Annotated in this window: 16 protein-coding genes and 1 pseudogene; 6 read left to right on the top strand and 11 right to left on the bottom strand. The window is 71.2% G+C overall.

Going from position 1 to position 17,413, the window contains the following annotated elements:
- Positions 1-113 precede the first annotated feature (113 nt).
- Positions 114-287 carry a hypothetical protein gene (locus ACZ5WC_RS32125; protein WP_468544127.1) on the bottom strand — a complete coding sequence of 58 codons (174 nt, stop codon included), beginning with the start codon at positions 285-287 and terminating at the stop codon, positions 114-116.
- 44 nt (positions 288-331) lie between these two features.
- A complete protein-coding gene (locus ACZ5WC_RS32120; protein ID WP_468544126.1) occupies positions 332-1,339 on the bottom strand; it encodes an SDR family oxidoreductase in 1,008 nt (335 codons plus the stop codon).
- A gap of 250 nt (positions 1,340-1,589) precedes the next feature.
- Between ACZ5WC_RS32120 and recA the strand changes: the two genes are divergently transcribed.
- Positions 1,590-2,714 (top strand): recombinase RecA, encoded by a 1,125-nt coding sequence (gene recA, locus ACZ5WC_RS32115; protein WP_468544125.1) that lies wholly within the window; start codon positions 1,590-1,592, stop codon positions 2,712-2,714.
- Between the two features lie 3 nt (positions 2,715-2,717).
- Complete coding sequence (recX, locus tag ACZ5WC_RS32110) at positions 2,718-3,458, top strand: recombination regulator RecX (protein ID WP_468544124.1); 741 nt, start codon at positions 2,718-2,720, stop codon at positions 3,456-3,458.
- Positions 3,459-3,727: 269 nt separating this feature from the next.
- On the opposite strand, the gene ACZ5WC_RS32105 is transcribed toward recX, so the two are convergent.
- The 8 genes and pseudogenes from ACZ5WC_RS32105 to ACZ5WC_RS32070 all read right to left on the bottom strand — a co-directional run bounded on the left by ACZ5WC_RS32105 (position 3,728) and on the right by ACZ5WC_RS32070 (position 11,259).
- Positions 3,728-4,360 (bottom strand): DUF6197 family protein, encoded by a 633-nt coding sequence (locus tag ACZ5WC_RS32105; RefSeq protein ID WP_468544123.1) that lies wholly within the window; start codon positions 4,358-4,360, stop codon positions 3,728-3,730.
- A gap of 181 nt (positions 4,361-4,541) precedes the next feature.
- Positions 4,542-4,931: a rhodanese-like domain-containing protein gene (locus ACZ5WC_RS32100; RefSeq protein ID WP_468544143.1), complete on the bottom strand. Its 390-nt coding sequence runs from the start codon at positions 4,929-4,931 to the stop codon at positions 4,542-4,544.
- A 69-nt stretch (positions 4,932-5,000) separates the two neighbouring features.
- Positions 5,001-5,359 (bottom strand): annotated as a pseudogene (locus ACZ5WC_RS32095) (cupin domain-containing protein); the annotation flags it as partial.
- Positions 5,360-5,640: 281 nt separating this feature from the next.
- The gene (locus tag ACZ5WC_RS32090) at positions 5,641-7,443 is read right to left on the bottom strand and encodes an FAD-dependent monooxygenase (protein WP_468544122.1); all 1,803 of its coding nucleotides are present in this window, start codon (positions 7,441-7,443) and stop codon (positions 5,641-5,643) included.
- A 208-nt stretch (positions 7,444-7,651) separates the two neighbouring features.
- Positions 7,652-8,593 carry an amino acid ABC transporter permease gene (locus ACZ5WC_RS32085; protein ID WP_468544121.1) on the bottom strand — a complete coding sequence of 314 codons (942 nt, stop codon included), beginning with the start codon at positions 8,591-8,593 and terminating at the stop codon, positions 7,652-7,654.
- Positions 8,590-9,237 (bottom strand): amino acid ABC transporter permease, encoded by a 648-nt coding sequence (locus ACZ5WC_RS32080; RefSeq protein WP_468544120.1) that lies wholly within the window; start codon positions 9,235-9,237, stop codon positions 8,590-8,592. The genes ACZ5WC_RS32085 and ACZ5WC_RS32080 overlap by 4 nt, the downstream gene beginning before the upstream one ends.
- Positions 9,238-9,449: 212 nt before the next feature.
- A complete protein-coding gene (locus ACZ5WC_RS32075) occupies positions 9,450-10,373 on the bottom strand; it encodes a glutamate ABC transporter substrate-binding protein (RefSeq protein WP_468544119.1) in 924 nt (307 codons plus the stop codon).
- A gap of 100 nt (positions 10,374-10,473) precedes the next feature.
- Positions 10,474-11,259: an amino acid ABC transporter ATP-binding protein gene (locus ACZ5WC_RS32070; protein WP_311121828.1), complete on the bottom strand. Its 786-nt coding sequence runs from the start codon at positions 11,257-11,259 to the stop codon at positions 10,474-10,476.
- Between the two features lie 457 nt (positions 11,260-11,716).
- On the opposite strand from ACZ5WC_RS32070, the gene ACZ5WC_RS32065 reads away from it, so the two are divergent.
- Complete coding sequence (locus ACZ5WC_RS32065) at positions 11,717-12,409, top strand: response regulator transcription factor (RefSeq protein WP_468544118.1); 693 nt, start codon at positions 11,717-11,719, stop codon at positions 12,407-12,409.
- A gap of 18 nt (positions 12,410-12,427) precedes the next feature.
- Positions 12,428-13,822 (top strand): sensor histidine kinase, encoded by a 1,395-nt coding sequence (locus ACZ5WC_RS32060; RefSeq protein ID WP_096628510.1) that lies wholly within the window; start codon positions 12,428-12,430, stop codon positions 13,820-13,822.
- Between the two features lie 64 nt (positions 13,823-13,886).
- On the opposite strand, the gene ACZ5WC_RS32055 is transcribed toward ACZ5WC_RS32060, so the two are convergent.
- Positions 13,887-14,885 carry a TAXI family TRAP transporter solute-binding subunit gene (locus tag ACZ5WC_RS32055; protein ID WP_468544117.1) on the bottom strand — a complete coding sequence of 333 codons (999 nt, stop codon included), beginning with the start codon at positions 14,883-14,885 and terminating at the stop codon, positions 13,887-13,889.
- 111 nt (positions 14,886-14,996) lie between these two features.
- On the opposite strand from ACZ5WC_RS32055, the gene miaB reads away from it, so the two are divergent.
- Positions 14,997-16,517, top strand: a complete 1,521-nt coding sequence (gene miaB / locus ACZ5WC_RS32050; protein WP_468544116.1) for a tRNA (N6-isopentenyl adenosine(37)-C2)-methylthiotransferase MiaB — start codon at positions 14,997-14,999, stop codon at positions 16,515-16,517.
- Positions 16,518-16,577: 60 nt separating this feature from the next.
- Positions 16,578-17,297: a class III extradiol dioxygenase subunit B-like domain-containing protein gene (locus ACZ5WC_RS32045; RefSeq protein WP_468544115.1), complete on the top strand. Its 720-nt coding sequence runs from the start codon at positions 16,578-16,580 to the stop codon at positions 17,295-17,297.
- Positions 17,298-17,413 lie beyond the last annotated feature (116 nt).

Genomic DNA, 17,413 nt, shown 5'->3' with positions numbered 1-17,413 from the left:
GGACGGAGCGCCAGGTCCACGCCTGGGCGGCGACCAGCAACGGGCAGTACGCGATCAGCACGGTACGAGCAGGGTGAGCGCCGCCCCGTCCGCCGCCTTCGCTGTCTTCGCCGTCAGACGGCGCGACCGGCCTGCGAACAGCGACAGGCCAGAGTCCCCCCGGATGGCTGAAGGAGCGGGTCGGCGGTGATGCGGCGGGTGGCCTCCAGGCCGTCGGTCCCGGGTATACGGATGTCCATCAGGGCGATACGGATCAGCGCGTGCTCGACTCCGACTCCGAACGACACGGATCATCGGCACTTCTCATCGGCACTTCGACTTCGACCGCGAATCAGCGGTATCCCGTCACATCGGCCGGCAGGCCCGGGTCCTGGACCTCGGTCAGATACCGCCAGGCATCGGGGCGGCTGCCGTCCACGTCGGTGAAGCCGTACACCTGGGCGAGTTGGCCGCTGGAGAGCGACTTCCCGTTCCAGCGTGCCCTGTCGGCGTCGAGGGCGAGGGCGACCACCGCGCGGCCGACGTACGCGGGGGATTCGGAGATCGCGAAGTGGGGTGAGTGCGCGATCGCGTCGCGCCAGGTGGCCTCGGTCACTCCGTGGGCCTGGAGCATCGCCTCGGACCGGAGCCAGCCCGGGGTGAGCGCCACGGCGGTCGCCCGGTGCGGTGCGAGTTCGTGGGCGAGGGCGAAGGCCATCCGGTTCACCGCAGCCTTGGCCAGATCGTAGAAGAACGAGACGCGGTAGCGGGACGCGTTGTACTCGTGCGTGCCGTCGGTCATCTCGACGACCAGGCCTCCCGGTGTCTCGATCAGCAGCGGCAGCGCGAAGTGACTGGTGATGGCGTGGGTGTCGACGGCCAGCCGCAGGGTGTGCAGCCCGGTGTCGAGCGAGGACTCCCAGACCGTTTTGTTCCACTCGATCTCGGCACCCCAGATGTCGTTGACCAGGATGTGCAGGGCCCCCTGCTCGCTCGCGATACGGGCCACGAGCGCGCTGACCCGGTCGGGGTCCAGGTGGTCGACCTGGACGGGGATGCCACGGCCGCCCGCCGCGTCGACCAGGGCCGCGGTCTCCTCGATCGTCTCGGGCCGGTCCATCTCGGAGCGCTCGGAACCGCTCGTACGGCCGGTGACGTACACGGTCGCCCCGGCGGCGCCGAGCTGCACGGCGATTCCCCGGCCGGCCCCGCGGGTGCCTCCCGCGACGAGTGCCACACGGCCGGACAGGTCGGACAGGTCGGCCGGGACGGACGAGCCGGGTAGGTCGGATGGGCCGGGCAGGCCGGACTCGTCCGCAGGCTCAGGGCCGGGCGTTCCGCGTTCCGCACTCACTCCCATACTGGCCGAATATAGGGTGAATCCACCACGAGTGCAGCCTCGACCGTGGCTGATGGCGCTGTCCACAGGTCCCGCGTGGTGCGCTTGACATGGAAATCGAACATCCATTCTGATGGGATTTCCGGCCGGGTTTCCCGGGCTCGACCGTGGAGTTGTCCACAGGCCGGGAGGACGTCGAGGCCCATTGTCAGTGGCAGGGGTTAGCGTCTTTGACGTGAAGCGATCGACTCAAGCAAATCGGGTGGAACCCATGGCAGGAACCGACCGCGAGAAGGCGTTGGACGCCGCACTCGCACAGATTGAACGACAGTTCGGCAAGGGCGCGGTGATGCGCCTCGGCGAGCGTCCCAACGAGCCCATCGAGGTCATCCCCACGGGATCGACCGCCCTCGACGTCGCCCTCGGCGTCGGCGGCCTGCCGCGCGGCCGCGTGGTGGAGGTGTACGGACCGGAGTCCTCCGGTAAGACGACGCTGACGCTGCACGCCGTGGCGAACGCGCAGAAGCTCGGCGGCTCGGTGGCGTTCATCGACGCCGAGCACGCGCTTGACCCGGAGTACGCGAAGAAGCTCGGCGTCGACATCGACAGCCTCATCCTGTCTCAGCCGGACAACGGTGAGCAGGCGCTGGAGATCGTCGACATGCTGGTGCGCTCCGGTGCCCTGGACCTGATCGTCATCGACTCCGTCGCGGCCCTGGTGCCCCGTGCGGAGATCGAGGGTGAGATGGGCGACTCGCACGTGGGTCTCCAGGCCCGGCTGATGAGCCAGGCCCTCCGTAAGATCACCAGCGCGCTCAACCAGTCGAAGACCACCGCGATCTTCATCAACCAGCTACGCGAGAAGATCGGCGTGATGTTCGGCTCCCCGGAGACCACCACCGGTGGCCGGGCACTGAAGTTCTACGCCTCGGTGCGCCTCGACATCCGCCGGATCGAGACGCTCAAGGACGGCACCGACGCCGTCGGTAACCGCACCCGCGTCAAGGTCGTCAAGAACAAGGTCGCTCCGCCGTTCAAGCAGGCCGAGTTCGACATCCTCTACGGCCAGGGCATCAGCCGCGAGGGCGGTCTGATCGACATGGGCGTGGAGCACGGCTTCGTCCGCAAGGCCGGCGCCTGGTACACGTACGAGGGCGACCAACTGGGCCAGGGCAAGGAGAACGCCCGCAACTTCCTCAAGGACAACCCCGACCTCGCCAACGAGATCGAGAAGAAGATCCTGGAGAAGCTGGGTGTCGGCATCCGCCCGGACGCCGCGTCGGGCGAGTCCGCCGGTGACACCGCTGCGGCCCCGGTGGCCGAAGGGGCGGCGAAGCCGACGACCGCTGCGGCGGCCAAGGCCAAGCCCGCCAAGGCCGCGGCGGCCAAGAGCTAGGCCGTGACACGTCGTACGGAGTGGCCGGACCGCCCCGCCGAGCCCGGTGCCGGGTCCGGATTCGGCGACGGGTCCACCGATGCGTTCGCCTCCGGGCCGGGGTCCGGTGGCGAGGGGCGCTCCGGGCGCCGCTCGCGCGGTGGGGGAGACGCGGACGGCGGGTTCAGTGAGGGGGCGGGCCGCCGTGCCCGCTCCAGCAGAAGCAGCGGCTCCCCTTCCTCGTCGAGGGCCGAGAAGGGGGAGCCGCGTGACCCGGTCGAGCAGGCACGCAATATCTGCCTGCGGCTGCTGACCGGCACGCCCAGAACGCGCAAGCAGCTCGCGGACGCACTGCGCAAGCGGGAGATTCCGGACGAGGCCGCTGAGGAAGTCCTCGCGCGCTTCGAGGACGTGGGGCTGATCGACGATGCGGCGTTCGCCGGGGCGTGGGTGGAGTCCCGGCACCACGGCCGGGGGCTCGCCCGCCGCGCCCTCGTCCGCGAGCTGCGGACGAAGGGCGTGGACTCCGCCGTGATCGACGAGGCGGTCGGACAGCTCGACGCGGACCAGGAGGAGGAGACGGCACGCGAGCTCGTGGCCCGCAAGCTCCGCTCCACGCGGGGCCTGGACCGCGACAAGCGGCTGCGCCGACTGGCGGGCATGCTCGCACGCAAGGGATACGGGGAGGGCATGGCCCTGCGCGTGGTGCGTCAGGCGCTGGAGGAGGAGGGCGAGGACACGGAGGGCTTGGACGAGCCCTTCTGAGGCCGACGAGGGGACGCGCCTTACAGGGCGCGAGGGGACGGGGGAGACGAGCCCTACCGGGGAGGCGCGGGGGAGCGGGGGAGCCGAGTTCAACGGGGGCGCCGAGCCCTGAGGGACAGAACGGGGGCCTTAGCCCTACGGGGAATGGGAGCAGGGAAACGGGGAGTCGAGCCTCATGAGAGGAGCGGAGGAACGGGCGAGCCGAGCCATAGGGGGAGCGGGGGAGCCAGGCGGTGGGGGAGCAAGGCGGGGCACGGGGCTCGTTCGTGTCAGTGTCCGGCCAGGGCCGCGCGGCGGATCGTGGTGTCGAGCAGGGCCAGGGCGTCGGCGGCGGTGCGGCCGGGGTGGCGGTTCCAGGGGCCGATCAGGCCTGGCCATCCCTGCGAGCGCAGCTCCGTGATCAGCCAGGCGCCCGCCCGGTTCACCGTGTCGAGGGAGCCATAGCCGAGGCGGTGCGCGGAGACCATGGCACCGCAGACGCAGCGTGCGCCACGGGCGTTCCGCAGCCGGTACGGGGTGTTCTGCCAGCCCCATTCGGACAGGATCTGCCGGGCGTAGCCCAGGTGGGTCGAGGGGCGCAGGTCACCCTGGCCGACCCGCCGCCAGCCATGGAGGCGGTCGGGCAGCATCGCACCCAGTCGCCCCGGCAGCGGACGCTCGTGCGGGGGCGCGGCCGGCAGCGCCCGCAAGGAGTCGTCGATGAGCCGGTCCACGGGGACGGAGAGCAGGCTCCGCCAGTCGGCGGGGCGCGGGGGCGCGGGCCGCGTCGGCCTCGCCGGGGGGAGCGCAGGCTCCGGGGCGGTGTGCTCCCAGCCCGTGACGATCCGCTGCCACGCCTGGGTGTCGTGCAGCCGGGCGGCCTGGTCGTCGAGTTGGCCGGGGGTGAGGACAGCGGTCGCCATGGGTGCGTCATCTCCGTACATTTCGGTCCTCTGTGTGAGGCGAATGTCGGTCACGCACGGCGATTGCTCTACTGGAACGTGGCGTTCGGGTGTGGGGCACCCAGGGCCGCAGGCCTCGGGGTCCAGGGCCGAGGGAGGAACGGACGCCGTCAGGGCGGTGACCGTGCTTCCCCGGGCTCCGTCAGGCCTCGGGCGGTGGTGAGGTGACCGGGAGGCCGGCGGCGCGCCAGGCCTGGAAGCCGCCGATCAGGTCGGTGGCTCGGCGCAGCCCCAGCTGCCGCAGCGAGGCAACCGCGAGGCTCGACTCGTGCCCCTCGTTGCAGTGCACCACGATCTGGAGGTCGTGGCCGACGGCCTCGGCGGCGCGGTGGCTGCCCTGGGGGTCGAGCCGCCACTCCAGCTCGTTGCGTTCGACGCCGAGCGCACCCGGGACCAGTCCGTCCCGGTCGCGGAGCGCCGCGTACCGGATGTCCACCAGGAGGACCCCGGCCTCGGCGGCCGCGGCGTCCTCGTGCGGGCCGATCCGGTCGTACCCGGCCCTGACCCGCTCCAGCAGTTCGTCGATGCCCAGTGGCCGGTTCGTCGATGCCCACGGTGGCCGAAGCGCTCGTGTCCGGTGTGCTTCCGGTCCGGTTCTCGCTCACTGCCAGTCCTCCGGGCTCTCGGTCTGCTCCAGGCGGAGCACCGTGCCGGTGCGGCTGAACCGGCGGATGCGCGGCAGCGGCGGGTAGTGGGCGTGGACCGAGACGGCGTGCGGGGTGTCGGACTCGTTGAGCACCTCGTGGACGTAGTGCTTCCCGAAGGCTCGGCCCTGGTCGGCCGCCAGTTCCCTGGACCGGTCCACCCCGTCGGTCAGTTCCAGGGTTCCGTCCAGCCGTCCGTCGGTGGGCAGCCGCACGGCCAGCGAGTGTTCCTTGAGCGTGCCCGCCGCGGTGGTGAACGCGCCGACCGAATCGGCGTGATCGTGCCAGCCCGTTCGCCGGTCCCCGGGGGTCGGCCGAAGTCACTCACAGGGGCTGGGGCACCGCGGCAGGGGTGGCGGGAGAGGGTACGGAAGCAGCCGTCGGCGCGGCGGGGCGAGGGGAAGACACGAGGACCGCCCTGAGAGTGCGCGCGAGCCCGGCCGTGCGGGAAGCGGCACGGACCGGCAGAGGAGGGCGATTCAGCAGGGCGGGCCACACGCAGCCCGCGTATCGGACGAGGTCCATAGGGGAACCTCCGCCACAGGCGTACACCGGTGTCGGTCATGATCTGGAGTACGGCATGTGCGCCCGTGACGATCAATTGATCCCGGCGGTCCCGTCGGCGTGGACCCGGGCCCGGGCCTGGGACCGCTGCTCGTGCCCCGCAGCATCGTCGTCCATGCCCCCCTCCGGCTCGTCCACCTTCTCGACCTCGACCCTCTCCGCCTTTTCCGTCTCCACTTTCTCCGCCTGCTCCGCTCCCTCCGGGCCCCCAGGTCCTTTCGGTTCCGCGCCCCCCTCCGTACCGTGGCCCGCACCGCCCAGCGCGGCCCGGGCCGCGGCGAACAGTTCGGCGGGCCGTACGCCGCCGAAGGCCGCTACCAGGTGCCCGTCCGGCCTGATCAGGAGGACGGTGTGCGCCGAGGCCCCCGGGTAGTTCTCGGTGACCAGCAGCTCCGCCGTGACGGGCAGTGCCGCCACGGCGTCCGTGAGGCGCGGCATGACGCCCGCGGTCTGCCAGTGCCGCCGGTCCCACACCCCCGTCCCGGGCGCGACCAGGACGACCAGCGGATGCCCCTGCCCGAGCCGATCCCGCAGGCGAACCGTCGTCCCGTCCGGCGCCGTCACCCGTACATCGGCGACCGGCGCACCGGGGGGCGTACCGACGGCTGTGTGCGCCTCGGCGCGTGGAGGTGAAAGGGGGGAGTGCGAGTACGAGGGGGGCGCCCCCAGGGCTCCGCGGCCCAGATGGCCGTCGGCGAGCAGGGTGTCGTGGCCGCGTGCGGCTCCCGGGACCAGGGTCCGCAGGCCGCCCCCGCCGCGCAGTATCGGCAGGGACTGGTCGGCGGCGCGCAGCCGGGCGGCCACCGCTGCCCGGCGCTCGGACTGGTAGCTGTCGAGCAACTGCTCGGCAGGGCCGTGGTGCCAGGCGTGAGCCAGCTTCCAGGCCAGGTTCTCGGCGTCCCGGAGGCCTTCGTCCAGGCCCTGGGTGCCCAGGGCTCCCAGCAGATGTGCCGCGTCCCCCGCAAGGAAGGCGCGCTGTCGCCGCCAGCGGCGGGCGAGCCGGTGGTGAAGGGTGTGGACACCGGTGTCCAGCAGCTCGTACGCCGGGGTTTCGCCGCACCAGCCCGCCAGGGTGTCCCGGATGCGGGTGATCAGGGCTTCGGGGGTGACCAGTTCGCCGCGCGGCGGCAGCAGCCAGTCCACCCGCCAGACGCCGTCCGGCAGCGGCCGGGCGGTGGCCTCGGCGCCGCCCGTGCGCCAGGGGGGCTGCCGGTGCAGGACGGCCTCGCCGGGCCAGGGCAGTTCGGCCCGAAGCGCGGCGACGGCGTGCCGCTCCACCGCAGTACGGCCCGGGAACCGGATGTCCAGCAGCTTGCGCACGGTCGACCGGGCGCCGTCGCAGCCGACCACGTAACTCCCGCGCCACCAGGTCGAACCGGGCTCCCTGGTGTGCACCGTGACGCCGTGCGCGTCCTGCTCCAGGGCGTCGATCCGGCTCAGCGGCATCAGCTGGACCAGCGGTGCCGCGCCGACCGCTGCCCGCAGCGCGGTGCCCAGCGCGTGCTGCGGTACATGGAGCGGTGCGGGCAGGAGCGCGGGGCGAGGCAGGCCGTCCTCGCCCTCCGGGCCCTCGCCCAGCGGCACTTCCCGGACCAGTTGCTTCCGGCGCATCGAGCGCCACCCGGCCCAGCGCAGCCCGGCCCGGTCCAGACCCCGGCAGCCGAGACGGCCCATCAGATCGGCGGTGTCCTCCCGCAGCACGACCGTGCGGGCGAGCCGGGTCTCCTCCGTGCCGGGGCCCTCGTCGAGGACGACCGAGGGGACCCCCTGGGCGGCGAGGGTCAGTGACAGCGTCAGACCGACCGGTCCGGCGCCGACGACGATCACCGGGTCCACGGCGCGTACCCTCCGGTCCGCACAGGCATGCTGACGGGCCGTACGGTCATGCTGACGTTTCGCACGGCCATGCGGAACGTGGCAGGGGAAGCCGGGTGCGTGATCACAGAACGTATGCAACCCACTGGTGGTGCTTGCGTCAAGTGACCGAGGCAGCGACGCGTGCGCCGCTGCCTCGAATGCTCCCGCCGGGACGGCCCGGTGAGGATCAGCTCTTCGTCACATCGGTCCCGCCGGCACCGTCGGCCCCGGTGCCCGCGCCCCCTGCGCCCCCCGGGTTCGCCGCCGGGACGTCGTCCACCGTGGGGATGCCGGCGGCCTGGACGCCGGGCGCCACCTTGATGCCGGTCTTGGCGCGACGGCCGCGCTTCTCGATCCAGGTCGCCAGTGCCGAGAGCACCAGACACATCGCGATGTAGATGGTGCCGATGACGACGATCGTCGAGACGTACGGGTACTGGCCGTTCACCTGCGTATTCGAGGCGATCAGACGCGCGGTCTGGAGCAGTTCCGGGTACAGGATGATGAAGCCGAGCGAGGTGTCCTTCAGGGTCACCACGAGCTGGCTGATGATCGTCGGCAGCATGGACCGGATGGCCTGCGGCATCAGGACCGTCACCATGACCTGCGTCTTGCTCATGCCGAGCGCGTACGCGGCCTCGCTCTGGCCCCTGGGTACCGAGTTGATTCCGGCGCGCAGGACCTCGGCCTGGACACAGCCGTTGTAGACGGACAGGCCCGCCGCCAGTGCCCACATCGAGTGGTCGGTGAGGAAGCCGACCCAGATGGCGTAGATGGTGATCAGGAGCGGGAGCGAGCGGAACAGCTCGATGAAGGTCGTCGCCGCCCAGCGGATCGGCTGGTGGTCGGAGAGCCGGCCCACCGCGAGCAGCACACCGAGGACCAGCGAGCCGACCGCGGCCAGCCCGAACGCCTTCAGCGTGGCGAGCACCGCGTCGGCGATGTTCTGCCGGATGCCCGAGTAGTTGAAGATGTCCCACATCTCGGGGGCCAGGTGGCCCTTGTCCGCCAGCCGCAGCACGCTCACGAGGATCAGCGCCGCGATGGCGAGGGTGCCGACGACGGCGTAGACCCGGTTGCGGACGCGGGCCTTGGGGCCCGGGGCGTCGTAGAGAACGCTGGCGCTCATCGGGCGACCTCCATGCGACGCTCCAGCAGCCGGAAGAGGCCGCTGATGGTAAACGTGACGACCAGATAGCCGAGGGCCACCCAGACGAAGACGGGGATGATGTCGTATCCCTTGTCACTCATCAGCTTCTGCCAGCCGAACAGCTCGGCGTTGCTGAAGGCCCCGGCGATCGCGGAGTTCTTGGTGAGCGCGATGAAGATGCTGCTCAGTGGCGGGATCACGGTCCGGGTCGCCTGGGGGAGCACCACGATTCGCAGTGTCTGGGCGAACGTCATACCGATCGAGCGGGCCGCCTCGGCCTGCCCCAGCGGCACGGTGTTGATGCCGGAGCGGACCGCCTCGCAGACGAACGAGGAGGTGTAGAAGCCGAGCGCCAGCGAGCCGAGAACGAACGGGCTCATCCCCGGGAAGAGGATCTCCGGCACGACGAAGAAGAAGATCAGGAAGAGCAGCGTCAGCGGGGTGTTGCGCATCAGCGTGACCCACGCGGTGCCGAAGTACCGCAGCGGCGGCACCGGCGATACGCGGAATCCGGCGATGGCCACACCGAGGACCAGGGCGACAACCGAGCTGACGGCGGTGATCGACACGGTTCCTATGAAGCCGTCGCGGAACGCTGGGAAATTGTCGAGCAGTACGTTCATGAGTTCTCCGCGTCGGCGGTCATCGGCATCGGGGGCAGGGGAAGGGGCGCCCCGCACGCCCGCTGTACCCGAGGGAGCTCGGACAGCGGTGGGGTACGGGACGCCTGGGTCACACGCGTGGCGTCGGTGACGAGATGTCAGCCGCCGGACAGCTGACGGGTGTCAGCAGCCCGGCAGCTGACCGGTGTCAGCCGTCGGGCGGCCGACGAGTGTCAGTAGCGCTCGATGGCCGGCGGGTCGGTGTACTCCGCGCCGGACAGGCCCAGCGTGCCCTCGTAGATCTTCTTGTACGTGCCGTCCTTGACGCGCTCCTCCAGCGACTTGCTGATGGCCTCGCGCAGCACCTTGTCGTCCTTGTCCAGGCCGACGCCGTAGGGCTCATCGGTGAACGGCTCGCCGACGACCTCAAGCTTGCCGGAGTTGGCGGCGGCGTACCCCTTGAGGATCGAGTCGTCCGTGGTGACGGCGTCGACCTGCTTGGTCAGCAGCTGCTGCACGCAGTCGGAGTACTTGGCCAGCTCGACGACGCTCGCGCCGTACTCGGGCTTCTTGATCTCCTGGAGCGGCGTGGAGCCGACGATCGAGCAGACCTTCTTGCCCTTGACCGAATCCTTGCCCTTGATCGAGTCGTCGCCCTTGCGGATCAGGAGGTCCGCGCCGGCCTTGTAGTAAGGACCGGCGAACCCGACCTGCTTCTTGCGCTCGTCGTTGATCGTGTAGGTGCCGACGTAGTAGTCGACCTGGCCCTTGGAGATGGCCGTCTCACGGACGCCGGAGTCGACGGTCTTCCACTCGATCTGCTTCTCCGTGAAGCCGAGGTCCGCCGCGACCATCTTGGCGATCTCGATGTCGAAGCCGGAGCGCTCCTTGGTCGACTGGTCCTCGAAACCGAGGAAGGGCTGGTCGGCCTTGGCGCCGATGATCAGCTTCCCGCGCTGCTTCGCCTTCTTGAAGACCGGCGAGTCCAGGTCGACGTCCTTGGCCGCGGTGTACGTGGGCAGCGCGGGGGCCTCGGAGGAACCGGGCTTCGTGCCGCCCGGTTTGTCACCGGCGGAGCCCTCCTTGCCGCCGCACGCGGTCGCGGTCAGGGCGAGTACGGCGATGGCCGCGACGGCGGCCGACTTGCGGAGCTTCATGTGAACAGTCCTTAGGTCATGGGTCGTTGTCGTCGGGCGTTCAGGCGCCAAGTCGTCAGGCATTCGATCGCCCAGCGCTCGGGCGTCGGGCGTTCGGCCGTCAGTGGTGAAGGATCTTCGACAGGAAGTCCTTGGCCCGGTCGCTGCGAGGATTACTGAAGAACTGCTCGGGCGTGGCCTCTTCGACGATCTTCCCGTCGGCCATGAACACGACGCGGTTGGCGGCGGAGCGGGCGAATCCCATCTCGTGCGTGACGACGATCATCGTCATGCCGTCCCGGGCCAGCTGCTGCATGACTTCGAGGACCTCGTTGATCATCTCCGGGTCGAGGGCCGACGTGGGCTCGTCGAAGAGCATGACCTTCGGGTCCATCGCCAACGCCCGCGCGATCGCGACGCGTTGCTGCTGACCACCGGAGAGCTGTGCCGGGTACTTGTCGGCCTGTACGCCGACGCCCACCCGGTCGAGCAGGGTCCTGGCCTTCTCCTCCGCGGCCTTCTTGTCGGCCTTGCGGACCTTGACCTGACCCAGCATCACGTTCTCCAGCACCGTCTTGTGTGCGAAGAGATTGAACGACTGGAAGACCATGCCCACGTCGGCGCGCAGCCGGGCCAGCTCCTTGCCCTCCTGGGGCAGGGGCTTGCCGTCGATCGAGATCGCGCCCGAATCGATCGTCTCCAAGCGGTTGATCGTGCGGCACAGCGTGGACTTGCCGGACCCGGAAGGCCCGATGACGACCACGACCTCGCCACGGGCGATGGTCAGGTCGATGTCCTGGAGCACATGCAGCGCGCCGAAGTGCTTGTTGACGTTGCTCAGTACGACCAGGTCGTTCGCCGCGGGTGCGGCACCCTCGGCGGCCTTGGTCACTGAAACTCCGCTCATCGGCTTCTTGCTCCGTCCTCCTCGGTTGCCAAGGACCTTAGTGACGCAGTGCGACCAGCGTCATTACATCTGAGCGGAAATTGAGCATAACGATCCGGCCGCAACCGGACACTCCGTGTGAACGGGACGTCACGCGCTGCCCCGAGGCGTACCGGGTGCATAACGGAAACCGTGCTGTAACCGACAGGCTCTTGACTGGCGTGCCGGTCATCGGCGTGGATGCCTGGAGCGGGAGATATGCGAGAGATAGGTGAAACGCCGCTGAACGGGGAGCCTCACCTGGGATCTTGTGGATGAAGCACGCGTTAATGTCGGGCTTCATCCAGTGACGCCATGCAACGGTTGACGCCGGTGAAGGTTGACGCCATGTGACGGTGAAAGCCCGTTAGTCGACGGTGAACGCCGTTACGCGAACGACCGAGGAGCCGGACGGCCCGGGAGGACGGAGAGGAGGGGCATGAGACTGCTGCTCGTCGAGGACGACGACCACGTCGCGGCGGCCCTGTCCGCCGTGCTCGCGCGGCACGGGTTCAAGGTCGTGCACGCCCGTAACGGCGAGGAGGCCCTGCGCGCGCTGCTGCCCGCCGAGAAGGAGCCCTTCGGGGTGATCCTCCTCGACCTCGGCCTGCCCGATCAGGACGGCTACGAGGTGTGCGGGAAGATCCGCAAGCGCACCGCGACCCCCGTGATCATGGTGACCGCCCGCGCCGACGTGCGCTCGCGCATCCACGGACTCAACCTCGGTGCCGACGACTACGTGGTCAAGCCCTACGACACCGGCGAGCTGCTCGCCCGCATCCACGCGGTCGCCCGGCGCACCACCGGCGGCGAGGACACCGTGCCGACCCCCGCGGCCGCCCTGCGCCTGGGCCCGGTCGCCATCGAGCTGTCCACCCGGCGGGTCAGCGTCGACGGTGCCGAAGTGCAGCTCACCCGCAAGGAGTTCGACCTGCTGGCCCTCCTCGCCCAGCGCCCCGGTGTCGTCTTCCGCCGCGAGCAGATCATCAGCGAGGTGTGGCGCACCAGCTGGGAGGGGACCGGGCGCACGCTTGAGGTCCACGTCGCCTCCCTGCGCTCCAAGTTGCGGCTGCCCGCCCTGATCGAGACCGTGCGGGGCGTCGGCTACCGGCTCGTCGCCCCGTCCGCGTAACGGGCGGGTACGTCCCCGGTGCGCGCCCGTCTCCTTCCGCTGCTCATCATCCTGATGGCGGCCATCCTGATCACCCTGGGCCTCCCGCTCGCGGTGAGCGTGGCCGCCGCCGAACAGCAGCGCCTCGTGATCGACCGGATCGACGACACCGCGCGCTTCGCCGCCCTGGCACAGTCCATCACCGACACCTCCCCGGACAGCGAGGAGCGCCGCCGCACCCTCCAGACCGACCTGGAGGTCTACACCTCGGTCTACGACATCCGGGCGGGCGTCTTCTTCCGGGACCACCGGCCCCTGGCGAAGGCTCCCAGCTTCTGGACCCTGCCCGTCGCGGGGGAGGGACGCACGGCCTTCAAGGAAGCGCTCCTCGGCCGCCGCTCGCACGACCCCCCGCAGGTCTGGCCCTGGCACGACGGCCGGGTCGTCGTCGCCTCGCCCGTCGTACGCGACGGGGACGTGGTCGCCGTCGTCGTGATCGACTCGCCCACCGGCGAGATGCGGTCCAGGATTCTGCGGACCTGGCTGTTCATCGGCCTCGGCGAGGCCCTGGCCCTGCTGGTGGCGATCGGCGCGGCCGTCCGGCTCACCGGCTGGGTGCTGCTGCCCGTGCGGACCCTGGACGCGGCCACCCACGACATCGCCGGCGGCCGGATGCGCTCCCGGGTCGCCGCCTCCGCCGGACCGCCGGAACTCAGACGCCTGGCGCGCTCGTTCAACGAGATGGCCGACAACGTCGAGGACGTGCTGGAACAGCAGCGCGCCTTCGTCGCCGACGCCTCCCACCAGCTGCGCAACCCGCTTGCCGCCCTGCTCCTGCGCATCGAGCTCCTCGCCCTGGAACTGCCCGAGGGCAACGAGGAGATCGCCGCCGTGCGCACCGAGGGCAAGCGGCTGGCCCGGGTCCTGGACGACCTCCTGGACCTCGCGCTGGCCGAGCACGCCGAGGCGGACCTCCAGCTCATCGACATCGTCCCGCTCACCGCCGAGCGCGTCGCCTCCTGGCGCCCGATGGCGGAGCGGAAGGGCGTGGGCCTCACCCTGGACGGCGCCCCTGCGGCCACCGCGTGGGCCGACCCCATCGCGCTCTCCAGCGCCCTGGACGCGGTGATCGACAACGCCCTGAAGTTCACCCCCGCCGGACAGGACGTACGGGTCACGGTCGCCGCGACAGCCGCCGCGACGACCGTCGTGGTCGCCGACCGGGGCCCCGGCCTCACCGAAGCGGAGCTGGAGCGCGTCGGGGACCGCTTCTGGCGCAGCACCCGCCACCAGAACGTCAGCGGATCGGGCCTGGGCCTCTCCATCTCCCGGGTGCTGCTCGCGGCGGGCGGTGGCTCGATCGCGTACGAACACCACGAACCGCACGGGCTGCGGGTGCGGGTCTCCGTGCCGCGCAATCCGGCTCAGGGGTGAGGGGCGCCCGCCACGGGAGGGCAAGCTCACCGCTTCACGGCCGTGGCCGTGGGGTGCTACGCCCCTACGGCTTCACCGACCGGTAGTAGTCCTTGGCCCCCTCGTGCACATCCAGCGGATCCGTGTAGATCGCCGTCCGCAGATCCACCAGCTGCGCCGCGTGGACCTCACGGCCGATCCGGTCCCGGCTGTTGATCACGGTCCGGGTGAAGGCCTCGGTCAGCGCCGAATCCGTGCGGTCGGTCGTGACGAGCAGATTCGAGACGGCGACCGTGGGCACCGCCTGGCCCTGCTGGGCCAGCGGATAGGCGTCGGCGGGCATCATCGCCGACCGGTAGAAGCGGGTGGGGCCGGTCGCCGCCTGCAACTTCGCGACCAGGGCCGCCTCCAGCGGCACCAGCCGGATGTCGAAGCGCTGCGACAGCTCCTGCACCGCGGCGGTCGGCAGCCCCCCCGACCAGAAGAAGGCGTCCAGCTGTCCTTGGATCAGCCGGATCGGCATGGTGTCGATGCCCACCGGCACCGGGGTGATGTCCTCGGCCGGGTCGAGGCCCGCCGCCGTCAGCAGCCGGTCCGCGATCAGCCGGACCCCGGAGCCCTGCTGGCCGACGGCCACCTGCTTGCCCCGCAGATCGGCGACCGTCCGGACGTCGGAGTCACGGGGGACGACCAGCTGGACGTAGTCGTCGTACAGCCGGACGCAGCCGCGCAGCCGCTGGGCCCCGGGCCTGCCGTCCCGCAGATAGGTGGCCACGGCGTCGGCGGTGGCGATGGTGAAGTCGGCCTCGCCCGTCGCCACCCGGGCGAGGTTCTGCTGCGAGCCCTCACTCGTCCGCAGCCGTATCGACACCTCGGGCAGGTCCTTGGCCAGCGCCCCTTCGAGCCGCTCCCCGTACCGCTGGTAGACGCCGCTGGGCACTCCGGTGGAGAAGGTGAGCGACCCGCTCGGGTCCCCCTCCCGCTGGGGCAGCAGCCACCACGCGAGCAGCCCGAGCACGACCGCGAGGACGGCGCCCGTCTGCAGGGTGCGCCGGAGGCCGAATCGGGACAGAGCGTGGGACATGCGCGCGATCCTGCCAGCTCACCCGCCCCGCTGACCAGGTCTCCCGGCGAGGCCCGGCCCACAGCGACCGGGAAGGGACGGCCCTGTCCGGCGACCGCCTACCCTTGTCCCATGAGCAGCGGCAACCGGAGCGAAGCAGTGGACGTCCAGAAGAGCTACGAGGTACGCACCTACGGGTGCCAGATGAACGTCCACGACTCCGAACGGCTGTCGGGCCTCCTGGAGGACGCCGGTTACGTCCGGGCCCCCGAGGGAGCCGACGGCGATGCCGATGTCGTCGTCTTCAACACCTGCGCGGTGCGGGAGAACGCCGACAACAAGCTCTACGGCAACCTCGGCCGCCTCGCGCCCATGAAGACCAAGCGCCCCGGGATGCAGATCGCCGTCGGCGGCTGCCTCGCGCAGAAGGACCGCGACACCATCGTCAAGCGGGCCCCCTGGGTGGACGTCGTCTTCGGCACCCACAACATCGGCAAGCTGCCGGTCCTCCTGGAACGCGCCCGTATCCAGGAGGAGGCGCAGATCGAGATCGCCGAATCCCTGGAGGCCTTCCCCTCCACCCTCCCCACCCGCCGCGAGTCCGCCTACGCCGCGTGGGTCTCCATCTCCGTCGGCTGCAACAACACCTGCACCTTCTGTATCGTCCCGGCGCTGCGCGGCAAGGAGAAGGACCGCCGCACCGGCGACATCCTGGCCGAGATCGAGGCCCTGGTCGCCGAGGGCGTCTCCGAGATCACCCTCCTCGGCCAGAACGTCAACGCGTACGGCTCCGACATCGGCGACCGCGAGGCCTTCTCCAAGCTGCTGCGGGCCTGCGGGAAGATCGAGGGCCTGGAGCGCGTCCGCTTCACCTCACCGCACCCGCGCGACTTCACCGACGACGTCATCGCCGCCATGGCCGAGACGCCGAACGTGATGCCGCAGCTGCACATGCCGATGCAGTCCGGCTCCGACCGCGTCCTGAAGGCGATGCGCCGCTCCTACCGTCAGGAGCGCTTCCTCGGGATCATCGAGAAGGTGCGCGCCGCGATGCCGGACGCCGCCATCTCCACCGACATCATCGTGGGTTTCCCCGGCGAGACCGAGGAGGACTTCGAGCAGACGATGCACGCGGTCCGCGAGGCCCGTTTCGCCAACGCGTTCACCTTCCAGTACTCCAAGCGCCCCGGGACCCCCGCCGCCGACATGGACGGCCAGATCCCCAAGGAGGTCGTGCAGGAGCGGTACATGCGCCTGTCCGCCCTCCAGGAGCAGATCTCCTGGGACGAGAACAAGAAGCAGGTCGGCCGCACCCTGGACGTCATGGTCGCCGAGGGAGAGGGCCGCAAGGACGGCGCCACACAGCGCCTCTCCGGCCGTGCCCCCGACAATCGCCTGGTCCACTTCACCCAGCCCGGCCAGGATGTGCGCCCCGGCGACGTGGTGACCGTCGAGATCACCTACGCCGCCCCGCACCACCTGCTCGCCGAGGGCACGCCGCTCGCGGTACGGGCCACCCGCTCGGGCGACGCCTGGGAGAAGCGCACCGCGGCCGCCGCGGCCAAGCCCGCCGGCGTCATGCTCGGCCTCCCCGGCATCGGCGCCCCGGCCCCGCTCCCGGCCGCCGAGGCCCCCGCCTGCGGCGTCGGCTGATCCGTACGGGGGCGACGGGGGCCGCTCTGAGCCGTCACCCCGGCCAGTACGCTGACCGGCATGCTTGTCGCCGCCGCCGTGTGCCCCTGTCCGCCGCTCCTGGTGCCCGAGGTGGCCGCCGGGGCCGCACCCGAGCTCGACGCCGCGCGTGACGCGTGCCTCGACGCCCTCGGGGTGCTCGCCGCCGCCCGCCCGGATCTGCTCGTCGTCGTCGGTCCGGGCGACGAGCGGGTCGCCGGGGCCTACCCGGCCGGTGCGCGGGGCTCCTTCCGGGGCTTGGGCGTGGACCTCGACGTGACCCTGGGCCACGGACCGGGGGACGACGCCCCGGCGGGCCGGCCGCTGCCGCAGTCCCTCGCGGTGGGCGCGTGGCTGCTGGGCCGGGCCCACTGGTCGGGCGCCCCCGTCGAAGGGTTCGCCGTGGGAACCCGCAGCAGCTCCGGGGAGTGCGCGGAGACCGGAGGCGCACTGGCCCGGCGTGCGGAGCGCGTCGCGCTCCTGGTGATGGGGGACGGCAGCGCCTGCCGCACGCTCAAGGCGCCCGGCTACCTCGACGAGAGGGCCGCCGGGTTCGACGCCCGGGCCACCGAAGCGCTCGGCTCCGCGGACCTCGACGCCCTCGCGGCCCTCGACGCGACGCTCGGGCACGAACTCCAGGCGGCGGGCCGCGCCCCCTGGCAGCTGCTCGGCGGTGCCGCACGGGGTGCCGGGCTCGCCGGACGGCTGCTGTACGAGGACGCCCCGTACGGCGTGGGCTACACCGTCGCCGCCTGGTCCTGAACGCGCCGGTCCTGAACGCACCGGCGGGGGGGGGGGGGGGGGGGGGGGGGGGGGGGGGGGGGGGGGGGGGGGGGGGGGGGGGGGGGGGGGGGGGGGGGGGGGGGGGGGGGGGGGGG

It is taken from the genome of Streptomyces sp. NPDC033165 (genome assembly GCF_055577965.1).
The sequence above is the reverse complement of the archived record's forward strand: the minus strand, read 5'-3'. Positions and strand labels throughout refer to the sequence as shown.

Coding starts and splice junctions, on each gene's coding strand:
- ACZ5WC_RS32085 (WP_468544121.1), bottom strand. CDS start 8,593: ATGAGCGCCAGCGTTCTCTACGACGCCCCGGGCCCCAAGGCCCGCGTC.
- ACZ5WC_RS32120 (WP_468544126.1), bottom strand. CDS start 1,339: ATGGGAGTGAGTGCGGAACGCGGAACGCCCGGCCCTGAGCCTGCGGAC.
- ACZ5WC_RS32055 (WP_468544117.1), bottom strand. CDS start 14,885: ATGTCCCACGCTCTGTCCCGATTCGGCCTCCGGCGCACCCTGCAGACG.
- recA (WP_468544125.1), top strand. CDS start 1,590: ATGGCAGGAACCGACCGCGAGAAGGCGTTGGACGCCGCACTCGCACAG.
- ACZ5WC_RS32105 (WP_468544123.1), bottom strand. CDS start 4,360: ATGGCGACCGCTGTCCTCACCCCCGGCCAACTCGACGACCAGGCCGCC.
- ACZ5WC_RS32080 (WP_468544120.1), bottom strand. CDS start 9,237: ATGAACGTACTGCTCGACAATTTCCCAGCGTTCCGCGACGGCTTCATA.
- miaB (WP_468544116.1), top strand. CDS start 14,997: ATGAGCAGCGGCAACCGGAGCGAAGCAGTGGACGTCCAGAAGAGCTAC.
- ACZ5WC_RS32065 (WP_468544118.1), top strand. CDS start 11,717: ATGAGACTGCTGCTCGTCGAGGACGACGACCACGTCGCGGCGGCCCTG.
- ACZ5WC_RS32045 (WP_468544115.1), top strand. CDS start 16,578: ATGCTTGTCGCCGCCGCCGTGTGCCCCTGTCCGCCGCTCCTGGTGCCC.
- ACZ5WC_RS32070 (WP_311121828.1), bottom strand. CDS start 11,259: ATGAGCGGAGTTTCAGTGACCAAGGCCGCCGAGGGTGCCGCACCCGCG.
- ACZ5WC_RS32075 (WP_468544119.1), bottom strand. CDS start 10,373: ATGAAGCTCCGCAAGTCGGCCGCCGTCGCGGCCATCGCCGTACTCGCC.